Below are 21,695 nucleotides of genomic sequence, written 5' to 3' on the forward strand. Positions count from 1 at the left end.
GGCAGCACTTTGCAGTGCTGCCTGTTGGCGTTTATCTTCTTCAATCTGCATCCAGGCCGGTTTGATGCCGTATGAATAAAGAGAACATTTGCCTGGGAGGAGCGGCTTATTAAACCGCTTTTCGCCAAAGGCCCCTCATTGGGCGTGCGCTTATTGGTGCTGGTCGTGCTTTCGGTCGCGCTGATGGTGGTCGATGCCCGCTTTGCACTGCTCAAGCCCGTGCGTAGCCAGATGTCGCTGGTGTTGATGCAGACTTACTGGATCACCGACCTGCCGCAACGTCTCTACCAGGGCGTGGCCAGCCAATTCGGCAGCCGCACCGAGCTGGTCGCCGAGAACGAAAAACTCAAGACTGAAAACCTGCTGTTGCAGGGGCGCATGCAAAAGCTGGCGGCCCTCACCGAGCAGAACGTTCGGCTGCGCGAGTTGCTCAATTCTTCCGCGCTGGTCAACGAAAAGGTCGAGGTGGCCGAGTTGATCGGCATGGACCCCAATCCGTTTACCCATCGCATCATCATCAACAAGGGTGAACGCGACGGTGTGGTCCTCGGTCAGCCGGTGCTCGACGCCCGTGGCCTGATGGGCCAGGTGGTTGAGCTGATGCCTTACACCTCACGGGTGTTGCTGCTCACGGACACAACCCACAGCATTCCAGTGCAGGTCAACCGTAACGGCTTGCGTGCGATTGCCAGCGGTACAGGCAACCCGGAGCGTCTTGAGTTGCGTCATGTGGCGGACACTGCCGACATCAAGGAAGGCGACCTGCTGGTCAGCTCCGGCCTGGGTCAGCGTTTCCCGGCGGGTTACCCGGTCGCGACGGTCAAGGAAGTGATCCACGATTCCGGTCAGCCGTTTGCGATCGTCCGCGCCGTACCGACTGCCGCCCTGAACCGCAGCCGCTACCTGCTGCTGGTATTCAGCGACAACCGTACCCCGGAAGAGCGCGCCAACGACGCCGCCCAGGCCCAGGAAGCGGAAGACAAACAGAACGGTACTGCGCCGGTCATTCCTGCCACGGTGCCGAAACCGGCGTTCGTGGGGCCGCCTGCGCCCGCAGCAACCCCGGCAGCCCCCGTGGCGACGCCGGTCAAGCCAGCGGCTCACAGCGCGCGCGCGGCCAAGCCGGTTGCAACCAAACCACCTGTGTCGGCGCCCGCCGCCACAACCCCGGCGGCTAAACCGCCTGCGGCTGCTACCCCGGCAACCCGGTCACCGGCCGCCGCCCCGGCAACCACGCGGCAGAGGGAGGAATAATGGCCGGTACTCATTCGCGTAATGGCTGGATCGTCTGGCTGACCTTCGCCATCGGCTTGCTGCTAAGCGTTTCGCCGCTGCCGCAATTCATGGAAATCCTGCGACCGCTCTGGCTCGCGTTGTTGCTCGCCTTCTGGTCGCTGACCTTGCCGCATAAAGTCGGGATGGTCACGGCGATGTGCCTGGGCTTGGCGGAAGACGTGCTCTATGGCACCTTGCTGGGCCAGAACGCGTTGATCCTCACCTTGATTACGTTCCTGGTGCTGTCACTGCAACAGCGCCTGCGGATGTTCCCGATGTGGCAGCAGTGCCTGGTGATCCTGGTGATCTTCGGCCTGGCGCAGTTGGTGCAACTGTGGCTCAGCGCCTTGACCGGTAACCGTCAGCCAACCTTGGCGTTGGTCTTGCCTGCCCTGGTCAGCGCACTGCTGTGGCCTTGGGTCAGTTTCGGTCTGCGTGGGTTACGTCGTCGCTATAAAATCAATTGAATGGATTGCGAGGCTCTGCCTGGTTATCGAACCCTACAGGGAGAGTCTGGAATGAATTCGCTTTATCTGGCCTCGGGCTCCCCAAGGCGGCGTGAACTGCTGACCCAGATCGGTGTGCCATTTACCGTGGTCAGCGCCGCTATTGACGAAACTCCTCTTACAAACGAATCCGCCGTTGCCTACGTCGAGCGCCTTGCTCGGGGTAAGGCGTCGGCGGGGTTTTCTGCGCTTGAACAAACCTCCGGCGTCTGTGTACTGGGCGCCGACACGGCCGTAATCGTTGATGGTCAGATTTTGGGCAAGCCCGTGGACCAGGCTGATGCCCTGGCGATGTTGCTGGCTCTTTCCGATCGAGAACATGAAGTGCTCACTGCCATCGCCGTCACCGACGGCCAGCGCTGCGATACTCGGTGTGTAAGCAGCCGCGTACGGTTTCGTGGGATTTCTGTCGAGGAGGCTACAACCTACTGGCACAGTGGTGAGCCACAGGACAAAGCTGGCGGCTATGCTATCCAAGGGCTTGGGTCTGTGTTCGTTGCCGGACTCAATGGCAGCTATTCCGCTGTGGTAGGCCTGCCGGTGTGCGAAACCGCGCAACTGCTTGGCCAATTCGGCATACCCTGTTGGCAAAACCTTACCGCGCGCTGAACGCCTTACTTGCGCGCCAAGCCTTAAGCGATCGGTCACTATTGTGAAAACGCCTGAACGAGACCCAGCCATGAGTGAAGAGATTCTGATCAATATCACGCCGATGGAATCGCGCGTGGCGGTGGTAGAAAACGGTGTTCTGCAAGAAGTGCACGTCGAGCGCACCCAGAAGCGCGGGATCGTTGGCAACATCTATAAAGGCAAGGTTGTGCGCGTACTGCCAGGGATGCAGGCCGCGTTCGTTGACATCGGCCTGGACCGTGCCGCGTTTATCCACGCTTCGGAAATCTCCCTGCGCGAAGGCCCTGCGGTCGAGAGCATCAGCGCATTGGTGCATGAAGGGCAGAGCCTGGTGGTGCAAGTCACCAAGGACCCTATCGGCTCCAAAGGCGCTCGCTTGACGACGCAACTGTCAATTCCGTCGCGTTATCTGGTGTACATGCCGCGGACTGCCCACGTCGGCATTTCCTTGAAAATCGAAGACGAAGCCGAGCGTGAACGCCTGAAAAAGGTGGTCAGCGACTGCGTGGCCGCTGAGGGCATCAAGGAAGCCGGCGGTTTTATCTTGCGCACCGCCGCAGAAGGCGCCGGCGCCGATGAAATCCTGATGGACATTCGCTACCTGCGGCGCTTGTGGGACCAGATCGGTGCACAGATCAAAACCATCGGTGCTCCGAGCGTCATCTATGAAGACCTGGGCCTGGCCCTGCGCACGCTGCGTGACCTGGTCAGCCCGAAGATTGAGAAAATCCGCATCGACTCGCGGGAAACCTTCCAGCGCACCACGCAGTTTGTTGCCGAACTGATGCCGGAAATTGCCGACCGCCTGGAGCACTATCCAGGTGAGCGGCCGATCTTCGACCTGTATGGCGTTGAAGACGAAATCCAGAAAGCCCTGGAACGCAAAGTGCCACTCAAGTCCGGCGGCTACCTGGTGGTGGACCCGGCGGAAGCCATGACCACCATCGACGTCAACACCGGTGCATTTGTTGGCCATCGCAACCTCGAAGAAACCATTTTCAAGACCAACCTCGAAGCAGCCACCGCTATCGCGCGTCAGATGCGCCTGCGCAACCTGGGCGGCATCATCATCATCGACTTCATCGACATGGAAGACGAAGAACACCAGCGCCAGGTGCTGCGCACGCTCGAGAAGCAGCTTGAGCGCGATCACGCCAAGACCAATATCATCGGTATTACCGAGTTGGGCCTGGTGCAGATGACCCGCAAACGCACCCGCGAAAGCCTTGAGCAAGTGCTGTGCGAACCTTGCAGCAGTTGCCAGGGGCGCGGCAAGTTGAAGACCCCGGAAACCGTTTGCTACGAGATTTTCCGGGAAATCTTACGGGAGGCGCGTGCTTACCAGGCCGAAGGTTATAGAGTGCTCGCCAACCAGAAAGTGGTCGATCGATTGCTGGATGAGGAGTCGGGCAACGTTGCTGAACTGGAGGGGTTTATCGGGCGCACGATTCGCTTCCAGGTCGAAACCATGTATTCCCAGGAACAATACGACGTGGTGCTGCTCTGATCCCCAATCGCTTTCTTTCTTCGAGACCGGCAGACCTTGATCTTCCGTCCGCTAATTGCCTTGAGGGTCGCCTGACATGGAGCGTCTGAAACGCTTTTTTGCCGCTTTGACCCGTTGGAGCCTGGGCGTGTGCGCCTTACTGCTGGTGTTGGCGGCGGTGTACGTGAGCCTGGGTCGTGAGTTGGTCCCGCTGGTGGCCGAATATCGCGCCGAAATCCAAGCCAAGGCCCAGGCTGCGGTGGATGTGCCCCTGCAAATCGGCAGCCTGGAAGGGCGCTGGAGCGGCTTTGCGCCAGTATTGCTGGCCCACGACGTGATGGTCGGCGAAGGCAACAGCGCCTTGCGCCTGGATCAGGTCGAGGTGGTGCCGGATATCTGGGCCAGCCTCATGGCCCGTGAAGTGCGTATTGCTCACCTGGAAGTCAGCGGGTTGCAGTTGAGCGTCAAGGAAGACAAGTACGGCCACTGGGCACTGCAAGGTCTGCCGGTGCAGGACGACCAGCCGTTGGACCCGGAGCAACTGCTGACACGCATGCAGATCGTCAAGCGCGTGTCGTTGCTGGATAGCCAAGTCACCTTGCAACCGTTCGGCGAGGCGCCGCTGACCCTGACCTACGTGGGCCTGAGCCTGCACACCGGTGATTCGCGCCAACGCCTGGACGCACGCTTGACCCTGCCCGACGGCCAGCCGCTTGCCTTGAGCCTGCGTAGCCGAATTCGCGCAAGCCAATGGAAGGAGGGCGAAGTCGAGGCCTACCTCAGCCTGCCTCAAAGCGACTGGGCCAAATGGATTCCCGCAGAGCTGACCCAGCAATGGAAGCTCACGCAGTTGAAGGCGGGCGGGGAGTTCTGGCTGACGTGGGCCAAGGGCAACGTGCAAAGCGCCGTGGTGCACCTCAATTCACCCCAGGTGAAGGGCAACTACGCGGACCGTAAGCCGGTACATATCGAAAACCTCGCCCTCACCGCTTACCTGCAGCGCAGTGATAGCGGCCTGAAGGTGCTGTTCGATTCGCTGGCGATGAACATCGGCGAGACCCGTTGGGAGTCGCAGCTGCAATTGCAGCAAAGCCTGGCCACCGATAAAGAACAGGAAACCTGGAAGCTTCAGGCCGATCGTTTGGACCTGACCCCGATTACCCCGCTGCTGAATGCCCTGGCGCCGTTGCCGGAAGGGTTTGCCAAAGCGGTCGAACACCTGAAAGCCACGGGCCTGCTGCGCAATGTGCTGGTGGATTTCCGCCCGCAGGACACGACCGATCAGAAAGTCAGCTTCGCCGCCAACCTTGAGCGCATCGGCTTTGATGCGTACTTCGGCGCGCCGGCCGCGCGTAATGTGTCCGGCAGCATCAGCGGCGACCTTGGCCATGGCGAGTTGCGCATGGACAGCAAGGATTTTTCCTTGCACTTGTACCCGATCTTCGCCAAGCCCTGGCAGTACATGCAGGCCAACGCGCGCCTGACATGGACGCTGGATAAGGAAGGCTTCACCCTGATCGCCCCGTATATCAAGGTGCTGGGCGAAGAGGGCAAGGTCGCCGCAGACTTTTTGATTCGCCTGCATTTCGACCATGCCCAAGAAGACTATATGGACCTGCGGGTCGGCATGGTCGATGGCGATGGGCGTTTCACACCCAAATATCTGCCGGCGGTATTGAGCCCTTCACTGGATGAATGGTTGCGCACGGCGATTCTCAAAGGTGCGGTGGACCAAGGTTTCTTCCAGTACCAGGGGTCGTTGAACCACGACGCGTTGCCCGCTGCGCGCAATATCAGCCTGTTCTTCAAGGTGCATGACGCCGAACTGGCGTTCCAGCCGGGTTGGCCCCATGTGAGCAAGGTTAATGGCGAAGTGTTTGTCGAGGAGAGCGGTGTGCGCATCCTGGCCAGCAAGGGCCAATTGCTCGACACCAAGGTCAAGGACGTCTATGTCAACATCCCTCACGCGCCGGCCGGCAAGGACAGCCATCTGCTGATCACCGGCGGGTTTGCGGGTGGTTTGGGCGATGGCCTGAAAATCCTCCAGGACGCGCCAATAGGCACTGGCTCGACTTTCGTCGGTTGGAAAGGCGAAGGTGACCTGCAAGGCAAGCTGGATCTGGACATTCCTTTGGCCAAGGGCACCGAGCCCAATATTGTCGTGGACTTTCAGACTGACAAGGCTCGCCTGCAATTGGCGGAGCCGACTCTGGATCTGACCCAGCTCAAGGGCGATTTCCGCTTCGACAGCGCCAAAGGCCTGAGCGGCCAGAACATCTCGGCCAAGGCGTTCGATCGCCCCATCACGGCGCAGATCCTTGCCGATGGCAAGCCGGGCAGTATCAGTACGCGAGTCACTGCCAAGGGCCAGGTCACGGTCAAGCGGCTGACGGATTGGTTGAAAATCAGCCAACCGTTGCCGGTGTCCGGCGATATTCCTTACCAATTGCAACTGACCCTGGACGGCGCGGACAGCCAACTGATGGTCAGCTCCAATATGAAAGGCGTAGCGGTGGACCTGCCGGCGCCTTTCGGTATGCCCGCCAGCCAGGGCCGCGACAGCGTATTCCGCATGACCTTGCAGGGTGCCGAGCGGCGTTACTGGTTCAGTTACGGCGAGCTGGCGAGTTTTACCTTTGCTGCGCCGGCGGATAAATTCAATGACGGTCGCGGGGAGCTGTTCCTTGGCAATGGTGACGCCGTGCTGCCTGCCGCCAAAGGCTTGCGTATTCGCGGTGTGCTTTCTGAACTGGACATCGACCCGTGGAAAAAACTGGTCGACCGCTACGCGGGTAATGACCCCGGCGGGAGTGCCAAGCAGTTGCTCAGTGGTGCGGACTTCAAGGTGGGCAAGCTGACCGGCTTTGGTACTCAGTTTGACCAGGTCAACTTGCAGCTTGATCGTAAGCCGGCAGCCTGGGGCTTGCAGCTGGACAGTCAGCAGGCCAAAGGCGCGGTAAATTTGCCGGACGCCAAGGGCGCACCCATTGCGATCAACCTGCAGTATGTGAAATTACCGGCCGTAGACCCTACCGTTCAGGCGGACGAAAATGCGCCGGATCCGTTGGCGGATATCGACCCCAAAGACATCCCTGCACTGGATATCGCTATCAACCAACTGTTCCAGGGGCCTGACTTGGTGGGCGCCTGGTCGCTGAAGATTCGACCGACCGCCAAAGGCCTGGCCTTCAACAACCTGGACTTGGGCCTCAAGGGGATGCAGCTCAAAGGCGCCGGTGGCTGGGAAGGTGCACCCGGTGCCAGCAGCAGTTGGTACAAGGGCCGCCTGGATGGCAAGAATATCGCTGATGTGCTCAAGGGCTGGGGCTTTGCGCCGACGGTAACCAGCGATGAATTCCACCTGGACGTGGATGGTCGTTGGCCGGGTTCGCCGGCGTGGGTCGGGCCCAAGCGTTTCTCCGGTAGTCTGGATGCCGCATTCCGCAAAGGTCAGTTTGTTGAGGTGGATGGTGGCGCCCAGGCCTTGCGGGTGTTTGGGTTGTTGAACTTCAACTCCATTGGCCGCCGTTTACGCCTGGACTTTTCCGACTTGCTCGGCAAAGGCTTGAGTTATGACCGGGTCAAAGGTTTGCTGGCCGCCAGTAATGGTGTGTTTGTGACCCGTGAGCCGATCACCATGACGGGGCCCTCTACCAACCTGGAGCTCAATGGCACCTTGGATCTGGTGGCTGACCGTGTCGACGCCAAGTTGCTGGTCACATTACCGGTCACCAATAACCTGCCGATTGCCGCGCTGATCGTGGGTGCGCCGGCCATTGGTGGCGCATTGTTCCTGATCGACAAGCTGATCGGTGATCGTGTTTCGCGCTTCGCCAGTGTGCAATACAAAGTGGAAGGCCCTTGGAAGGATCCCAAAATCACCTTCGACAAGCCATTTGAAAAGCCAAACTGAGAGCCTGTGGAGTAGCATGGACGCATGCCTTTTACGGAGTGTCGGCCTATGTCCTTTGCGGTAATTCAAATGGTCAGCCAGAGTGATGTGCTGGCCAACCTGGCACAGGCCCGGCGCTTGCTGGAGCAGGCGGCGGCAGGTGGTGCGAAGCTGGCAGTTCTGCCTGAGAACTTCGCTGCCATGGGGCGTCGTGACGTGGCCGATATTGGCCGCGCTGAAGCGTTGGGCGAAGGCCCGATCCTCCCATGGTTGAAACAGACCGCCCGCGACCTCACCTTATGGATAGTGGCCGGCACTTTGCCGCTGCCGCCCAAGGACCAACCTGACGCCAAGTCCAACGCCTGTTCGCTGCTGATCGATGATCGGGGTGAAATCGTTGCCCGTTACGACAAGCTGCACCTGTTCGATGTGGACGTAGCGGACGCGCGAGGTCGTTATCGTGAATCCGACGACTATGCTTTCGGGAGCAATGTGGTGGTGGCGGATACGCCGGTGGGCCGCTTGGGCCTGACGGTGTGTTATGACTTGCGGTTCCCGGAGCTGTATAGCGAATTGCGCGCGGCGGGGGCGGAATTGATTACCGCGCCTTCGGCCTTCACGGCGGTGACCGGTGCCGCGCATTGGGATGTACTGATCCGCGCGCGCGCCATTGAAACCCAGTGCTACCTGCTGGCGGCCGCTCAAGGCGGTGTGCATCCAGGCCCACGGGAAACCTTTGGCCACGCGGCAATTGTCGACCCTTGGGGGCGAGTGCTGACCCAACAGGATCAAGGCGAGGCGGTGTTGTTGGCCGAACGCGACAGCAGTGAACAGGCGTCGATACGGGCGCGCATGCCGGTGGTCAACCATCGGCGCTTTTTCTCGCAGGGCGCGCAGCGACCTGCTTCGGAACGATGAATTTAAGGCCAAACCTATGAGCGAGTTGTTGTCCTCAGTCAGTGAACACCTCCTGGCACCCGGTGGCGTGACCATCGAAAGTTTGCAAACCGTGCTCGGTGATCTGGCCGGGCCGGGCATCGACGCGGCTGATCTGTATTTCCAAGGCCAGATTTCGGAGTCATGGGCTCTCGAAGACGGCATTGTCAAGGAAGGCAGTTTCAACCTTGATCAAGGCGTGGGCGTGCGGGCGCAATCCGGTGAAAAGACCGGCTTTGCCTACAGCAACGCTATCACCCTTGAAGCCCTTGGCCTGGCTGCCCGTGCGGCGCGCTCGATTTCCCGTGCAGGCCAGAACGGCACGGTGCAGGCGTTCAGCACCCAGGACGTGGCCCAGCTGTACGCTCCGGATAACCCCCTGGAAGTGATCAGCCGTGCGGAGAAGGTCGACTTGCTCAAGCGTATCGACGCGGCCACCCGTGCCCTCGACCCGCGTATCCAGCAAGTCACCGTGAGCATGGCCGGTGTGTGGGAGCGCATCCTTGTGGCGTCCACTGACGGCGGCTTGGCGGCGGATGTACGGCCGCTGGTGCGTTTCAATGTCAGTGTGATCGTCGAGCAGAACGGTCGCCGTGAGCGTGGTGGTCATGGTGGTGGTGGGCGCACCGACTACCGTTATTTCCTCGCTGAAGACCGTGCCATGGGCTATGCCCGTGAAGCGCTGCGTCAGGCACTGGTCAACCTTGAAGCGATTCCGGCGCCGGCCGGTACATTGCCGGTGGTGTTGGGCTCGGGCTGGTCCGGTGTGTTGCTCCACGAAGCCGTTGGCCATGGCCTGGAAGGCGACTTCAACCGCAAGGGCAGTTCGGCCTACAGTGGGCGCATGGGCGAGATGGTCGCATCCAAGCTGTGCACCATTGTCGATGATGGCACCCTGGCCGGTCGCCGTGGCTCGCTGAGCGTCGACGACGAAGGTACACCGACCGAGTGCACCACGCTGATTGAAAACGGCGTGCTCAAGGGTTACATGCAAGACAAGCTCAACGCTCGCCTGATGGGCGTGGCGCGTACCGGTAACGGCCGCCGCGAGTCCTACGCGCACCTGCCGATGCCGCGTATGACCAACACCTACATGCTCGGTGGCGAAAGCGATCCGGCGGAAATCATCGCTTCGGTAAAACGCGGGATCTACTGCGCCAACCTCGGCGGTGGTCAGGTGGACATCACCAGCGGTAAGTTCGTGTTCTCCACCAGCGAAGCGTACCTGATCGAAGACGGCAAGATTACCGCGCCCGTCAAAGGGGCAACGTTGATTGGTAACGGGCCGGAAGCCATGAGCAAGGTGTCGATGGTCGGTAACGACCTGTCGCTGGACAGTGGCGTGGGCACATGCGGCAAAGATGGGCAATCAGTGCCAGTCGGCGTTGGCCAGCCAACCTTGAAGATTGATGCGATCACCGTGGGTGGCACGGGCTCGTAAGAGCCGGAGCTTCGGGTGGCGCAGAACGCCACCCGGGGAAGAGGATCAACGCAGGCCGCGTTGAGTCTCGTCCAGCTCACGGATGTATTTGAAAATTTTACGGCTGGTGGCCGGAGCCTTGTTTTGCGCCAGTTCGTGCTGGGCCTGACGGATCAGGGAGCGCAGTTGCTGGCGGTCCGCGTCCGGGTAGTCCAACACGAACTTCTCCAGCACAGCGTCATCGCCCGAAATCAGGCGGTCACGCCAACGTTCCAGGTTGTGGAAGCGTTCGTTGTACTGGCGAGTGGAGGCATCGAGTTGATCGAGCAAGGTCAGAATGGCGTCAGTGTCCTGATCGCGCATCAGTTTGCCGATAAACATGATGTGCCGTTTACGCGCGATATTCGCGGTGTGCTTAGGCGCATCAGCCAGGGCCCGGCGCATTTCGTCGGTCAGTGGCAGTTTTGCAACCAAGTCAGGCTTGAGCGTTGTAAGGCGCTCGCCAAGATCAACCAGAGCATGCAGCTCGCGTTTGACCTGGGTTTTGCTTTTCTCCCCATCGAGGGAGTCGTCGTAAGAATCAACCATGGTGGCAGTCCGCAAAGAAACGCCGCCATGATAACCAGTCGGGGGCCGCTTGTCCGGCCCGGTCGCTCGATGGCCTTAACCGAAAGCAGAATTTGAGTGGAGAAAACCATGAGTGCAGCCCAAAGCGTCGGTCCGCAAGCGTTACCGGCACTGCAGGAACAAGTCGAGCAGATCCTTGCCGAGGCCAAGCGCCAGGGGGCCAGTGCCTGTGAAGTGGCGGTCTCGCTGGAGCAGGGGCTGTCGACGTCGGTACGCCAGCGGGAAGTGGAAACCGTCGAATTCAACCGCGACCAGGGGTTTGGCATCACATTGTATGTGGGGCAGCGCAAAGGGTCGGCCAGTACCTCGGCCAGTGGGCCGGAAGCGATTCGCGAGACTGTCGCCGCGGCGTTGGCAATTGCCAAGCACACCTCCGAAGATGAAAGCTCGGGCCTGGCAGATAAGGCGCTGATGGCCAAGGACTTAAAGGATTTCGATCTTTTTCACGCCTGGGATATCACGCCCGAACAGGCAATCGAACTGGCGTTGACTTGCGAAGCGGCGGCATTTGATGCCGATCCCCGCATTAAAAACGCTGACGGCACTACGTTGAGCACGCATCAAGGCTGTCGCGTATATGGCAACAGCCATGGCTTTATCGGCGGTTACGCCTCCACTCGCCATAGCTTGAGCTGTGTGATGATCGCCGAAGCCAACGGCCAGATGCAGCGCGACTATTGGTATGACGTAAGCCGCCAGGGCGAATTGTTGGCCGACCCAGCCAGCATCGGCCAGCGCGCGGCGCAACGTGCAGCAAGCCGTCTGGGCGCCCGCCCGGTACCGACTTGCGAAGTGCCGGTGCTGTTTTCGGCTGAACTGGCCGGTGGCTTGTTCGGCAGTTTCCTGGGCGCGATTTCCGGCGGCAACCTGTACCGCAAGTCTTCGTTTCTTGAAGGCGCTATCGGCCAGAAACTGTTCCCTGAGTGGTTGACCATCGATGAACGCCCGCACCTGATGCGTGCCATGGGCAGCTCAGCGTTCGACGGTGATGGCCTGGCCACTTATGCCAAGCCGTTTGTCGAGAAGGGTGAGTTGGTGTCGTACGTACTGGGCACTTACGCCGGCCGCAAGCTTGGCCTGCCAAGCACAGCCAACTCCGGTGGCGTGCACAACCTGTTCGTCACCCATGGCGACGAAGATCAGGCGGCGCTGTTGCGTCGCATGGGTCGCGGCTTGCTGGTGACCGAATTGATGGGCAGTGGCCTGAATATGGTTACCGGTGATTATTCACGCGGCGCGGCAGGTTTCTGGGTGGAAAACGGTGAAATTCAATTCGCCGTTCAGGAAGTGACCATCGCTGGCAACATGCGCGATATGTTCAAGCAGATCGTCGCAGTGGGTAATGACCTGGAACTGCGCAGTAACATTCGCACGGGTTCTGTATTGATCGAGCGGATGACTGTCGCTGGCAGCTAACCCCTAGGAGGTTAACGAAAAAGGCGCGCCATCTTATCGATGGCGCGCCTTTTTTGTGGCTGAGCCATTAGCGGATTGACGTGCCGCTCTTGTTTTGATTCTTAATATCATTTAATAATAAATCTCATTATCGAGTGAGTGTGGACCATGAGTTCTGTCCTGCATGAGGATCCTTACCTGGAGAGCTGGCGCTGGATGAGTCGTCAGATTCGCTGCGGCCTCGATCCAAACGAACCTCGCCTGATTGAACATTACCTCAATGAAGGTCGATACCTGGCGTGCTGCACCGCGACCCATCCGTGGACGATCGCTGAAACCTCCTTCCACCTGCTGATCGACACCGCCAGCGATATTGCCTTGCCCTGGCACTGGCGATCCATGTGTCTGGACCAGGCGTGGCGTCCATTACGCGACATGGAAAAACTTTCCCACTGCGCCTGCCGCCTCAAGCGCTGGCAGACCTTTGCCTGGCAATTGGCGACCTGTGAATTGCTGCCTTCCCTTTCTGTTTCTGACCTGGTGCAAGGATCTTCCGATGAGTAACACCCGTATCGAACGCGACAGCATGGGCGAACTGCAAGTACCTGCCGAGGCCTTGTATGGTGCGCAAACCCAGCGCGCGGTGAATAATTTCCCGATCAGCAACCAACGCATGCCGGCGCAATTCATTCGCGCACTGATCCTGGCCAAAGCTGCCGCTGCCAAGGCTAACGTCGACCTTAAGCAAATCAGCGAAGGGCAGGGCAAGGCCATTGTCGACGCTGCCCAAGGCTTGCTCGAAGGCGATTTCATGCCGCACTTCCCGGTGGATATCTTCCAGACCGGCTCCGGCACCAGTTCCAATATGAACGCCAACGAAGTCATTGCGACCCTGGCCACACGCCTGCTGGGCGAGCCGGTCAACCCCAATGACCACGTGAACTGCGGCCAAAGCAGCAACGACATCATTCCCACCACCATTCACGTCAGCGCAGCGCTGGTCCTGCATGAGCAAACCTTGCCGGCCCTGCTGCACTTGGTTCAGGTGATTGAACACAAGGCTGAACAAGTCCACCCCTTCATCAAGACCGGCCGCACGCACCTGATGGACGCGATGCCCGTGCGCATGAGCCAGGTGCTCAATGGCTGGGCGCAACAGCTCAAGGCCAATATCGGTCACTTGCAGGACCTGCTGCCGAGCTTGCAGGCGTTGGCCCAGGGCGGCACGGCGGTCGGCACCGGGGTCAACGCACACCCGGAATTTGCGGCCCGTTTCAGCCAGCAACTGAGCAGCCTCACCGGCGTGAAATTCACGCCGGGCAAAAACCTGTTCGCATTGATCGGCTCACAGGACACCGCCGTCGCTGTCTCCGGCCAACTGAAAGCCACCGCCGTGTCGCTGATGAAAATCGCCAACGACCTGCGCTGGATGAACTCCGGCCCATTGGCCGGGTTGGGTGAAATCGAGCTGGAAGGCCTGCAGCCAGGCTCTTCGATCATGCCGGGCAAGGTCAATCCGGTGATCCCGGAAGCGACCGCCATGGTCGCCGCCCAAGTTATTGGCAATGACACGGTCATTACCGTCGCCGGCCAGTCCGGTAACTTCGAACTGAACGTGATGTTGCCGATCATTGCCCAGAACCTGCTCAGCAGCCTTGAACTACTGGCCAACTCCAGCCGGCTGCTGGCCGACAAGGCGATCGCCAGCTTCAAGGTCAATGAGGCCAAGCTCAAGGAAGCGCTGTCGCGTAACCCGATCCTGGTCACTGCACTCAACCCGATCATTGGTTACCAAAAAGCCGCTGAAATTGCCAAGAAGGCTTATCAGCAAGGCCGCCCGGTGATTGATGTCGCCCTCGAGCACACCGACTTGCCACGTAGCCAACTGGAAATCCTGTTGGATCCGGAAAAGCTCACAGCCGGCGGCGTGTAATCACCGACTCTGCTTTGGAGGTTCACCATGGAGCATTGGAAACGCACGATCGAACGGGCCAATCGCTGCTTTATGCAAGGCGAGCTGGTCGACGCTCGCGAAGCCTATTTGCAAGCCCTGGCCCTGGCTCAAGTGTTATTCGAGCGTTGGGCGGATGCCGACGAAGCAGTGGCGGCCTGCGTCATTTCCCATCACAACCTGGCGGACCTGCACCTGCGCCTGAACCAGCCTGAAGAAAGCGCGGAATACCTTTGTGCTATCCACCAGCGCCTGCTGCAGACCCTGCAAGACCCGCGCATGAGCCCGCAATTACGCGAGGCGGCGCTGCGCCAGAGCAGCAAAACTTATGTCGAGCTGTTGAATTTCATCAGCGATCACGGCGAGTACCCGCGTACCCATCGCTTGCTGGGTGGCACTGCTGCGCAACCGGGTACGTCGACCCCCAGCAGCCCCTATTACGGAGCACATTGATATGTCCTACACCTTGCCGGCCTTGCCTTATGCCTACGATGCCCTGGAGCCGCATATCGATGCGCAAACCATGGAAATTCACTACACCAAGCATCACCAGACCTACATCAATAACCTGAATGCAGCGGTCGAAGGCACCGAGTTCGCCGGCTGGCCGGTTGAGAAACTGGTGTCCAGCGTTCAGCAATTGCCGGAAAAATTGCGTGCTGCAGTCATCAACCAGGGCGGCGGTCATGCTAATCACTCGTTGTTCTGGGCGGTGATGTCGCCGAAGGGCGGTGGCAAGCCAGAAGGTGCGTTAGCCAAAGCCATCGACGAGCAATTGGGTGGCTTCGACAGTTTCAAGGAGGCCTTTACCAAAGCGGCCTTGACCCGGTTTGGCAGCGGCTGGGCCTGGCTGAGCGTTACCCCGCAAAAGACCCTGGTGGTGGAAAGCAGCGGTAACCAGGACAGCCCGCTGATGAGCGGCAACACGCCGATCCTGGGTCTGGACGTGTGGGAGCACGCTTACTACCTGCGCTACCAGAACCGTCGCCCGGAATACATCAATGCCTTCTATAGCGTCATCCATTGGCCGGAAGTCGCTGCACGCTACCAGGCCGCCGTGGCCTGACATTTATTTATAACAAGATCTAAGGCCGACTATGGGCACTGAAACACTGGCGATCAGCAGTGGGCGAATGTTTCGTTACGCGTTTGGCTCGCTGCTGCTATTGGCAGGGACTGCGTTGCTGGTGGCACACGGGCTGACCTGGCTGGACCTTGAACCGCGTATCTTGCGTGCCTTGCAGGGCGGCGCGATCTGCGCGCTCGGCACGGCACTGGGCGCGGTGCCGGTGTTGGTGATTCGCCGGATGCCGGTGGCGCTGAGCGATACCTTGCTGGGCTTTGGTGCCGGGGTAATGTTGGCGGCGACGGCCTTTTCGCTGATCGTGCCGGGCATTGCAGCAGCCCAAAGCCTTGGGCTTTCGCCTTGGGGCGCGAGTGGTTTGATCAGCTTCGGGATCATGCTCGGGGCGTTCGGTCTTTATCTGGTCGACCGCAAGGTATCAGGCGCTAACCCGGAGATGCTGGTGGGCACGCCGGATAAACCGGTGATTCCCCCACGCATCTGGCTATTCGTATTTGCCATTATTGCGCACAACATTCCGGAAGGCATGGCGGTAGGCGTTTCGGCAGGTGGAGGAATGCCGGATGCCGACAGCTTGGCCATGGGGATTGCCCTGCAGGACGTACCGGAAGGTTTAGTGATCGCACTGGTCTTGGCCGGGGCGGGGATGTCGCGAGTCAAAGCGTTCCTGATCGGCGCGGCGTCGGGCCTGGTTGAACCGGTATTTGCTGTGCTGTGTGCGTGGTTGGTGAGCCTGGCGGAGGTTTTGTTGCCGCTGGGGCTCGCGCTGGCGGCTGGGGCGATGTTGCTGGTGGTGACGCACGAAGTGATCCCCGAGTCGCGCCGTAATGGTCACGAAAAGCTTGCCAGCCTGGGGTTGTGCGTCGGGTTCTGTTTGATGATGGTGATGGATACTGCTTTAGGGTGAGGCCATTGCAGCCTCACACCCGCCTCAAAGGGTGAGTTTACTCACCCTCATCAAAGAAGTTATTGATCAGCTTCACCAGCGCGTCCATCGCTTCCTGCTCTTGTTCGCCTTCCGTCTTTAAATGAATCTTGGTGCCCTTGCCGGCGGCCAGCATCATCATGGCCATAATACTTTTACCGTCGACCATGGATTCCGGAGTGCGCCCGGCGCGGATCTGGCAAGGAAACTGCCCGGCAACACCGACAAATTTAGCTGAAGCGCGGGCGTGCAGGCCCAGCTTGTTGATGATTTCAATTTCCAGAGCGGGCATCGCGGGGGTGTTCCTTTCAGCTAAGGTCGCGGTGGCGAACCTGAACGTTCTTGAGGGTTTGTTGCAGCACCTGGCCCAGGCGTTCGGTCAGGTAGACCGAGCGATGGTGGCCGCCGGTGCAGCCGATGGCAATGGTGACATAGGCCCGATTGCTTGCCGCAAAGCGCGGCAACCATTTGAGCAGGTAGCTGGAGATGTCCTGGAACATCTCCTCGACATCCGGCTGTGCAGCCAGGTACTCGGCCACCGGTTGATCAAGGCCTGACTGATCACGCAACTCCGGCTTCCAGTAAGGATTGGGCAGGCAGCGCACATCAAACACCAGGTCTGCATCCACCGGCATCCCACGCTTGAAGCCAAATGACTCGACCAGAAATGCGGTGCCAGGCTCCGGCTGATTCAACAAGCGCAGCTTGATCGCATCACGCAATTGATACAGGTTCAGGCCGGTGGTGTTGATCTTGAGATCGGCGAGGTCAATGATCGGTCCCAGCAGCGTGGTCTCGTCCTCGATGGCTTCGGCCAGCGAGCGGTGAGGGCTGCTGAGGGGGTGGCGTCGACGGGTTTCGGAGAAGCGCTTGAGCAGCGTCTCCTCATCGGCGTCCAGGTAGAGCACATCGCAATTAATATGCTTGGCGCGTACTTCCTCAAGCAATTGCGGGAAGCGCTGAAGATGGCTGGGCAGGTTTCGGGCGTCAATCGAGACGGCAACCAGAGGCTGCGCCAGTTCGGTGTGGATCAGTGCACGTTCCGCCAACTCCGGCAGCAAACCGGCGGGCAGGTTGTCGATGCAATAAAATCCGTTGTCCTCAAGGACGTTGAGGGCGGTGCTTTTACCCGAGCCGGAGCGGCCGCTGACGATGATCAAACGCATGATTACTGCCCGTTTTGTTCATCCAGGACAACCTGATAGAGCGCCTCATTGCTGTTGGCACTGCGCAGTTTGTCGCGTACTTCCTTGCGGTCGAGCATGCTGGCGATCTGCCGGAGCAGTTCCAGGTGCGCATCGGTGGCGGCTTGCGGGACCAGCAGGACGAACAGCAGGTCGACCGGGGCACCGTCGATGGCGTCGAAATCAATAGGTTTTTCCATGTGCAGCAGGGCGCTGACTGGAGACTCACAGCCTTGCAGGCGGCAATGGGGAATGGCGATGCCGTTACCAAAACCGGTTGAACCGAGTTTTTCACGGGCAATCAGCGCCTCATAGACAACTTGCTCATCCAGTTCAGGCACTTCGTGGCTGATCAGCTTGGCAATTTGTTCGAGTGCTTTCTTTTTGCTGCCGCCCGGCACGTTCACGAGGGAACGGCCGGGGGTCAGGATGGTTTCAAGTCGAATCATGGGTGGGGAGTGTTAGCGGCCAGTGCCTTGAAGAAGGCTCTGCTGCTTTTCCTTATGCTTTTTAAGTTGGCGGTCAAGCTTGTCAGTCAAGGCATCGATCGATGCATACATGTCTTCATGCTCGGCATTGGCGACCACTTCGCCACCGGGTATCTGCAAGGTCGCTTCAATTTTCTGCTGAAGCTTATCGACCTTCATGATGACCTGCACATTGGTGATCTTGTCGAAATGACCCTCGAGTCGTTTCAGCTTCTGCTCGACATATTCGCGCAATGGAGGGGTGACTTCTACATGGTGTCCACTGATGTTGACTTGCATACAGCTTCTCCTTCGTTGCCAGTGCATAAAGCGACAGGCAAAAGCGCCTGCCACTGGAACGCTATGGCCCGCCCGTCACATCAAACGCTTACGCTCGCTGGAAGGCGCGATCCCGAGGGACTCGCGGTACTTGGCGACGGTTCGACGGGCGACCTGAATGCCTTGTGCCTCCAGTAAACCAGCGATCTTGCTGTCACTCAACGGCTTTTTCTGATTTTCCGCGGCAACCAGTTTTTTGATGATCGCGCGGATCGCCGTGGACGAGCATTCGCCGCCTTCGGAGGTGCTTACGTGGCTGGAGAAAAAGTATTTCAGCTCATAAATACCCCGTGGGGTATGCATGAATTTCTGTGTGGTCACCCTGGAAATTGTCGATTCATGCATGCCTACCGCTTCGGCGATATCGTGCAGGACCAGGGGTTTCATGGCCTCGTCGCCGTATTCCAGGAAGCCGCGTTGATGCTCGACGATCTGAGTGGCCACTTTCATCAGGGTTTCGTTGCGGCTTTGCAGGCTCTTGATGAACCAGCGCGCTTCCTGCAACTGGTTGCGCATGAAGGTGTTATCGGCGCTGGTATCGGCACGGCGCACAAAACCTGCGTATTGCGGGTTGACCCGCAGACGAGGCACCGACTCCTGGTTCAGCTCCACCAGCCAACGTTCGTTGTCTTTGCGCACGATCACATCGGGAACGACATATTCGGCTTCGCTGGACTCGATCTGCGAGCCCGGGCGAGGGTTAAGGCTCTGCACCAGCTCGATGACCTGGCGCAGGTCGTCTTCCTTGAGCTTCATACGGCGCATCAGCTGGCTGTAGTCGCGGCTGCCCAGCAGGTCGATGTAGTCGGTGACCAGGCGCTGGGCTTCGGCGAGCCACGGGGTCTTGGCAGGCAGTTGGCGCAGTTGCAGCAACAGGCACTCACTCAGCGTGCGCGCGCCGATACCGGCGGGCTCGAACTGCTGGATGCGGTGCAGGACGGCTTCGATTTCGTCCAGTTCGATGTCCAGTTCCGGATCGAAAGCCTCAAGGATCTCTTCGAGAGTCTCGTCCAGATAACCCTGGTTATTGATGCAGTCGATCAGGGTCACGGCGATCAGGCGATCGGTGTCGGACATCGGCGCCAGGTTCAATTGCCACAGCAAATGGCTCTGCAAGCTCTCGCCGACGGAGGTGCGGGTGGTGAAATCCCACTCGTCATCATCATTGCTGGGCAGGCTGCTGGCGCTGGTCTGGTAAACGTCTTCCCAGGCGGTGTCTACCGGAAGCTCGTTGGGAATGCGTTCGTTCCATTCGCCTTCCTCAAGGTTGTCCACCGTAGGGGCGGTTTCCTGATAGGAAGGTTCCTGCACGTCGGAATTGGGTTTTTGCTCGATGTTGTCGGCCAGCGGGTCTGCATTATCGAAGTCGTCGCCTTCTTCCTGGCGTTCGAGCATCGGATTGGACTCCAGGGCCTCCTGGATTTCCTGTTGCAGGTCCAGGGTCGACAATTGGAGCAGGCGGATGGCCTGTTGCAGCTGCGGTGTCATCGTCAGCTGCTGGCCCATTCTCAGGACTAGCGATGGTTTCATGGCAGGGGCTTAACACCTTATTCGCCGGCGCAATGCGCCATCCACGACAGGGCGCGTGAGCGCCAAACATAAGCAAATTATATGCCTGATGTCGGGGGCTTTGCCTAGAGCGCGGTAACAATAAAAAACCGGAGGTTTTTATTGACTCCCGCGCGCTTTGGCGAACGGCCAGACACCACAGTGCTTACAGGCGGAACTCGTGGCCCAGGTATACTTCCTTGACCAGTTCGTTGGCCAGGATGGTGGCGGAGTCGCCTTCGGCGATCAGCTGACCATCGTTGACGATATAAGCCGTTTCACAGATATCGAGGGTCTCACGGACGTTGTGGTCGGTGATCAATACACCGATACCCTTGGCCTTGAGATGATGGATGATCTGCTTGATGTCGCCGACCGAGATCGGGTCGACGCCGGCGAAGGGTTCATCCAGCAGGATGAATTTCGGCGCAGTGGCCAGGGCACGGGCGATTTCCACACGGCGACGCTCACCACCGGACAAGCTCATGCCAAGGTTGTCGCGAATGTGGTTGATGTGGAATTCCTGCAGCAGGCTTTCCAGCTCTTTGCGGCGGCCGTCACGGTCGAGTTCCTTGCGGGTCTCCAGGATCGCCATGATGTTGTCTGCTACCGACAGTTTGCGGAAGATCGACGCCTCTTGGGGAAGATAGCCGATACCTGCGCGCGCACGACCGTGCATCGGCTGGTTGCTGACGTCCAGGTCATCGATCAATACACGGCCCTGATCCGCCTGGACCAGGCCAACAATCATGTAGAAGCACGTGGTCTTGCCGGCGCCGTTGGGGCCGAGCAAGCCAACGATCTGGCCGCTGTCTATCGATAAACTGACGTCGCGTACGACCTGACGGCTTTTATAAGCCTTGGCCAGATGCTGGGCTTTCAGGGTTGCCATTAGTTCGCCTTCTTCGCAGCGGGTTTGGGCGCAGGCTGGGCGGCGCCTTCTTTCTGCTTCGGCTGGATAACCATGTCGATGCGCGGCTTCGGAGTGCCGATCTTCGAGCCGGTAGCGCGACCCGCCTGGGCGATCTGCTTCACCGTGTCATAGGTGATTTTTTCACCGTCGGTGGTGTTGCCATCGCTGCTGACAACCCTGGCCTGGTCGATCAGGATGATGCGATTCTGCTGGGCGTGATACTGGATGGTCTTGCCATAGCCCTTGATCGGAGCCGGGTCCGTAGCCGCCTGCTTCTGTTCGAAGTAAGCCAGGTTGCCCACCGACGTCACCACATCAATGTCGCCAGCCGGCGTACGCGTGAGCGTCACCGTGTTGCCGGTGATTTTCATCGAGCCTTGGGTGATGATCACGGCGCCTGTGTAGGTCGCAACACCTTGCTTGTCATCCAGCTGAGCGTCGTCAGCCTGGATGTGGATCGGTTGCTGGCTATCGTTCGGCAGAGCCCAGGCGCTCACGCTTCCCAGTGCTGCGCCCAGACCGAGCAAAATAGGGAGGGTTTTAACGAGCCTCATACTGTCCTCTTACGTTCGATAGCAGGTGTATCCTGCTTTCTTTCAAATACGCTTTCATTCCCTTGCCAGTCGATACACCGCCAGCGCCGTCGATTCTAACGTCTTGCTCGGTCTGCGCATATTGCTGTTGTGGGAAAACGGTCATGCGACTGCTGGTAATAATGGTGTCGCGCTTCTTCTCGTCAGTACGTGCAACACGTACCGAGTCGATCAGTTCCACCTGGGTACCGTCCGGGTTGACCTCGCCACGCTTGCTGGTGACGTGCCACGGAAACTCGGTGCCGCGGTAAAGGTTCATGTCCGGGTTGGTCAGCAAACTGACCTCCGAAGCCTTCAAATGCTCGACCTTGTCCGAAGTCATCTCATACTGCACCTTGCCGTCAGGCAGGAATTGCACGGAGTAGGCATTGGTCGCGTAATAGTCGACAGCGCCTTCGTCAACCTGTGCTACAGGCTTGTCGAGAAAGCGCTCCGGGCTGATATTCCAGTAGCCCACCGCCAGGAACAGCGCGGCGATGACCCCGAATAGCAGGAAGTTGCGAATCTTTTTGCTCAGCATAAAA

Annotated in this window: 22 protein-coding genes; 13 read left to right on the forward strand and 9 right to left on the reverse strand. The window is 59.2% G+C overall.

The features are described from left to right. Nucleotides 1-108: 108 nt before the first annotated feature. From mreC to tldD, 7 genes are all read left to right on the forward strand, one after another. Nucleotides 109-1,254, forward strand: coding sequence for a rod shape-determining protein MreC (mreC, locus tag A7J50_RS04390; protein WP_082895824.1), 1,146 nt, complete (start codon nucleotides 109-111; stop codon nucleotides 1,252-1,254). Continuing rightward, a complete protein-coding gene (gene mreD / locus A7J50_RS04395; protein WP_017138250.1) occupies nucleotides 1,254-1,742 on the forward strand; it encodes a rod shape-determining protein MreD in 489 nt (162 codons plus the stop codon). The genes mreC and mreD overlap by 1 nt, the downstream gene beginning before the upstream one ends. 51 nt (nucleotides 1,743-1,793) lie before the next feature. After that, nucleotides 1,794-2,390, forward strand: coding sequence for a Maf family protein (locus A7J50_RS04400; protein WP_064450709.1), 597 nt, complete (start codon nucleotides 1,794-1,796; stop codon nucleotides 2,388-2,390). Nucleotides 2,391-2,460: 70 nt separating this feature from the next. Beyond that, nucleotides 2,461-3,918 carry a ribonuclease G gene (gene rng, locus A7J50_RS04405; RefSeq protein ID WP_053254407.1) on the forward strand — a complete coding sequence of 486 codons (1,458 nt, stop codon included), beginning with the start codon at nucleotides 2,461-2,463 and terminating at the stop codon, nucleotides 3,916-3,918. Between the two features lie 76 nt (nucleotides 3,919-3,994). Continuing rightward, nucleotides 3,995-7,810 (forward strand): YhdP family protein, encoded by a 3,816-nt coding sequence (locus A7J50_RS04410; RefSeq protein WP_064450710.1) that lies wholly within the window; start codon nucleotides 3,995-3,997, stop codon nucleotides 7,808-7,810. 48 nt (nucleotides 7,811-7,858) lie between these two features. After that, nucleotides 7,859-8,707 (forward strand): carbon-nitrogen hydrolase family protein, encoded by an 849-nt coding sequence (locus A7J50_RS04415; RefSeq protein WP_064450711.1) that lies wholly within the window; start codon nucleotides 7,859-7,861, stop codon nucleotides 8,705-8,707. Between the two features lie 16 nt (nucleotides 8,708-8,723). Next, nucleotides 8,724-10,166, forward strand: coding sequence for a metalloprotease TldD (gene tldD, locus A7J50_RS04420; RefSeq protein ID WP_064450712.1), 1,443 nt, complete (start codon nucleotides 8,724-8,726; stop codon nucleotides 10,164-10,166). Between the two features lie 45 nt (nucleotides 10,167-10,211). Here the strand turns inward: tldD and yjgA are convergent, their stop codons facing one another. Continuing rightward, nucleotides 10,212-10,733 (reverse strand): ribosome biogenesis factor YjgA, encoded by a 522-nt coding sequence (gene yjgA, locus A7J50_RS04425; protein WP_064450713.1) that lies wholly within the window; start codon nucleotides 10,731-10,733, stop codon nucleotides 10,212-10,214. Nucleotides 10,734-10,841: 108 nt separating this feature from the next. Between yjgA and pmbA the strand changes: the two genes are divergently transcribed. The 6 genes from pmbA to A7J50_RS04455 all read left to right on the forward strand — a co-directional run bounded on the left by pmbA (nucleotide 10,842) and on the right by A7J50_RS04455 (nucleotide 16,109). Continuing rightward, nucleotides 10,842-12,188, forward strand: coding sequence for a metalloprotease PmbA (gene pmbA / locus A7J50_RS04430; RefSeq protein WP_064450714.1), 1,347 nt, complete (start codon nucleotides 10,842-10,844; stop codon nucleotides 12,186-12,188). Nucleotides 12,189-12,335: 147 nt separating this feature from the next. Then, nucleotides 12,336-12,731 (forward strand): hypothetical protein, encoded by a 396-nt coding sequence (locus A7J50_RS04435; RefSeq protein WP_064450715.1) that lies wholly within the window; start codon nucleotides 12,336-12,338, stop codon nucleotides 12,729-12,731. Further along, a complete protein-coding gene (locus A7J50_RS04440) occupies nucleotides 12,724-14,100 on the forward strand; it encodes a class II fumarate hydratase (protein ID WP_064450716.1) in 1,377 nt (458 codons plus the stop codon). Before A7J50_RS04435 ends, A7J50_RS04440 begins: the two co-directional genes overlap by 8 nt. Before the next feature lie 27 nt (nucleotides 14,101-14,127). Beyond that, the gene (locus A7J50_RS04445) at nucleotides 14,128-14,571 is read left to right on the forward strand and encodes a hypothetical protein (RefSeq protein WP_064450717.1); all 444 of its coding nucleotides are present in this window, start codon (nucleotides 14,128-14,130) and stop codon (nucleotides 14,569-14,571) included. A gap of 1 nt (nucleotide 14,572) precedes the next feature. Then, nucleotides 14,573-15,184, forward strand: a complete 612-nt coding sequence (locus A7J50_RS04450; protein ID WP_064450718.1) for a superoxide dismutase — start codon at nucleotides 14,573-14,575, stop codon at nucleotides 15,182-15,184. A 31-nt stretch (nucleotides 15,185-15,215) separates the two neighbouring features. Next, entirely contained in the window at nucleotides 15,216-16,109 is an 894-nt protein-coding gene (locus tag A7J50_RS04455; RefSeq protein WP_064450719.1) for a ZIP family metal transporter, read from the forward strand. A gap of 37 nt (nucleotides 16,110-16,146) precedes the next feature. Here the strand turns inward: A7J50_RS04455 and A7J50_RS04460 are convergent, their stop codons facing one another. From A7J50_RS04460 to lptC, 8 genes are all read right to left on the reverse strand, one after another. Next, nucleotides 16,147-16,419, reverse strand: a complete 273-nt coding sequence (locus A7J50_RS04460; RefSeq protein WP_049709983.1) for an HPr family phosphocarrier protein — start codon at nucleotides 16,417-16,419, stop codon at nucleotides 16,147-16,149. 16 nt (nucleotides 16,420-16,435) lie between these two features. Beyond that, entirely contained in the window at nucleotides 16,436-17,293 is an 858-nt protein-coding gene (gene rapZ, locus A7J50_RS04465) for an RNase adapter RapZ (RefSeq protein ID WP_053254418.1), read from the reverse strand. A gap of 2 nt (nucleotides 17,294-17,295) precedes the next feature. Then, nucleotides 17,296-17,760, reverse strand: coding sequence for a PTS IIA-like nitrogen regulatory protein PtsN (ptsN, locus tag A7J50_RS04470; protein WP_064450720.1), 465 nt, complete (start codon nucleotides 17,758-17,760; stop codon nucleotides 17,296-17,298). Nucleotides 17,761-17,772: 12 nt separating this feature from the next. After that, on the reverse strand, nucleotides 17,773-18,078 hold the full coding sequence (gene hpf, locus A7J50_RS04475; protein WP_017138237.1) for a ribosome hibernation-promoting factor, HPF/YfiA family: 306 nt from the start codon (nucleotides 18,076-18,078) through the stop codon (nucleotides 17,773-17,775). Nucleotides 18,079-18,153: 75 nt separating this feature from the next. Then, nucleotides 18,154-19,647, reverse strand: a complete 1,494-nt coding sequence (locus tag A7J50_RS04480; protein WP_064450721.1) for an RNA polymerase factor sigma-54 — start codon at nucleotides 19,645-19,647, stop codon at nucleotides 18,154-18,156. Nucleotides 19,648-19,831: 184 nt separating this feature from the next. Next, on the reverse strand, nucleotides 19,832-20,557 hold the full coding sequence (lptB, locus tag A7J50_RS04485) for an LPS export ABC transporter ATP-binding protein (protein ID WP_053254421.1): 726 nt from the start codon (nucleotides 20,555-20,557) through the stop codon (nucleotides 19,832-19,834). Further along, nucleotides 20,557-21,132, reverse strand: a complete 576-nt coding sequence (gene lptA, locus A7J50_RS04490) for a lipopolysaccharide transport periplasmic protein LptA (RefSeq protein WP_064450722.1) — start codon at nucleotides 21,130-21,132, stop codon at nucleotides 20,557-20,559. Before lptA ends, lptB begins: the two co-directional genes overlap by 1 nt. Continuing rightward, on the reverse strand, nucleotides 21,119-21,691 hold the full coding sequence (lptC, locus tag A7J50_RS04495; protein ID WP_064450723.1) for an LPS export ABC transporter periplasmic protein LptC: 573 nt from the start codon (nucleotides 21,689-21,691) through the stop codon (nucleotides 21,119-21,121). The genes lptA and lptC overlap by 14 nt, the downstream gene beginning before the upstream one ends. Nucleotides 21,692-21,695 lie beyond the last annotated feature (4 nt).

Source organism: Pseudomonas antarctica, from assembly GCF_001647715.1.
Classification (GTDB): Bacteria; Pseudomonadota; Gammaproteobacteria; order Pseudomonadales; family Pseudomonadaceae; genus Aquipseudomonas; species Aquipseudomonas antarctica_A.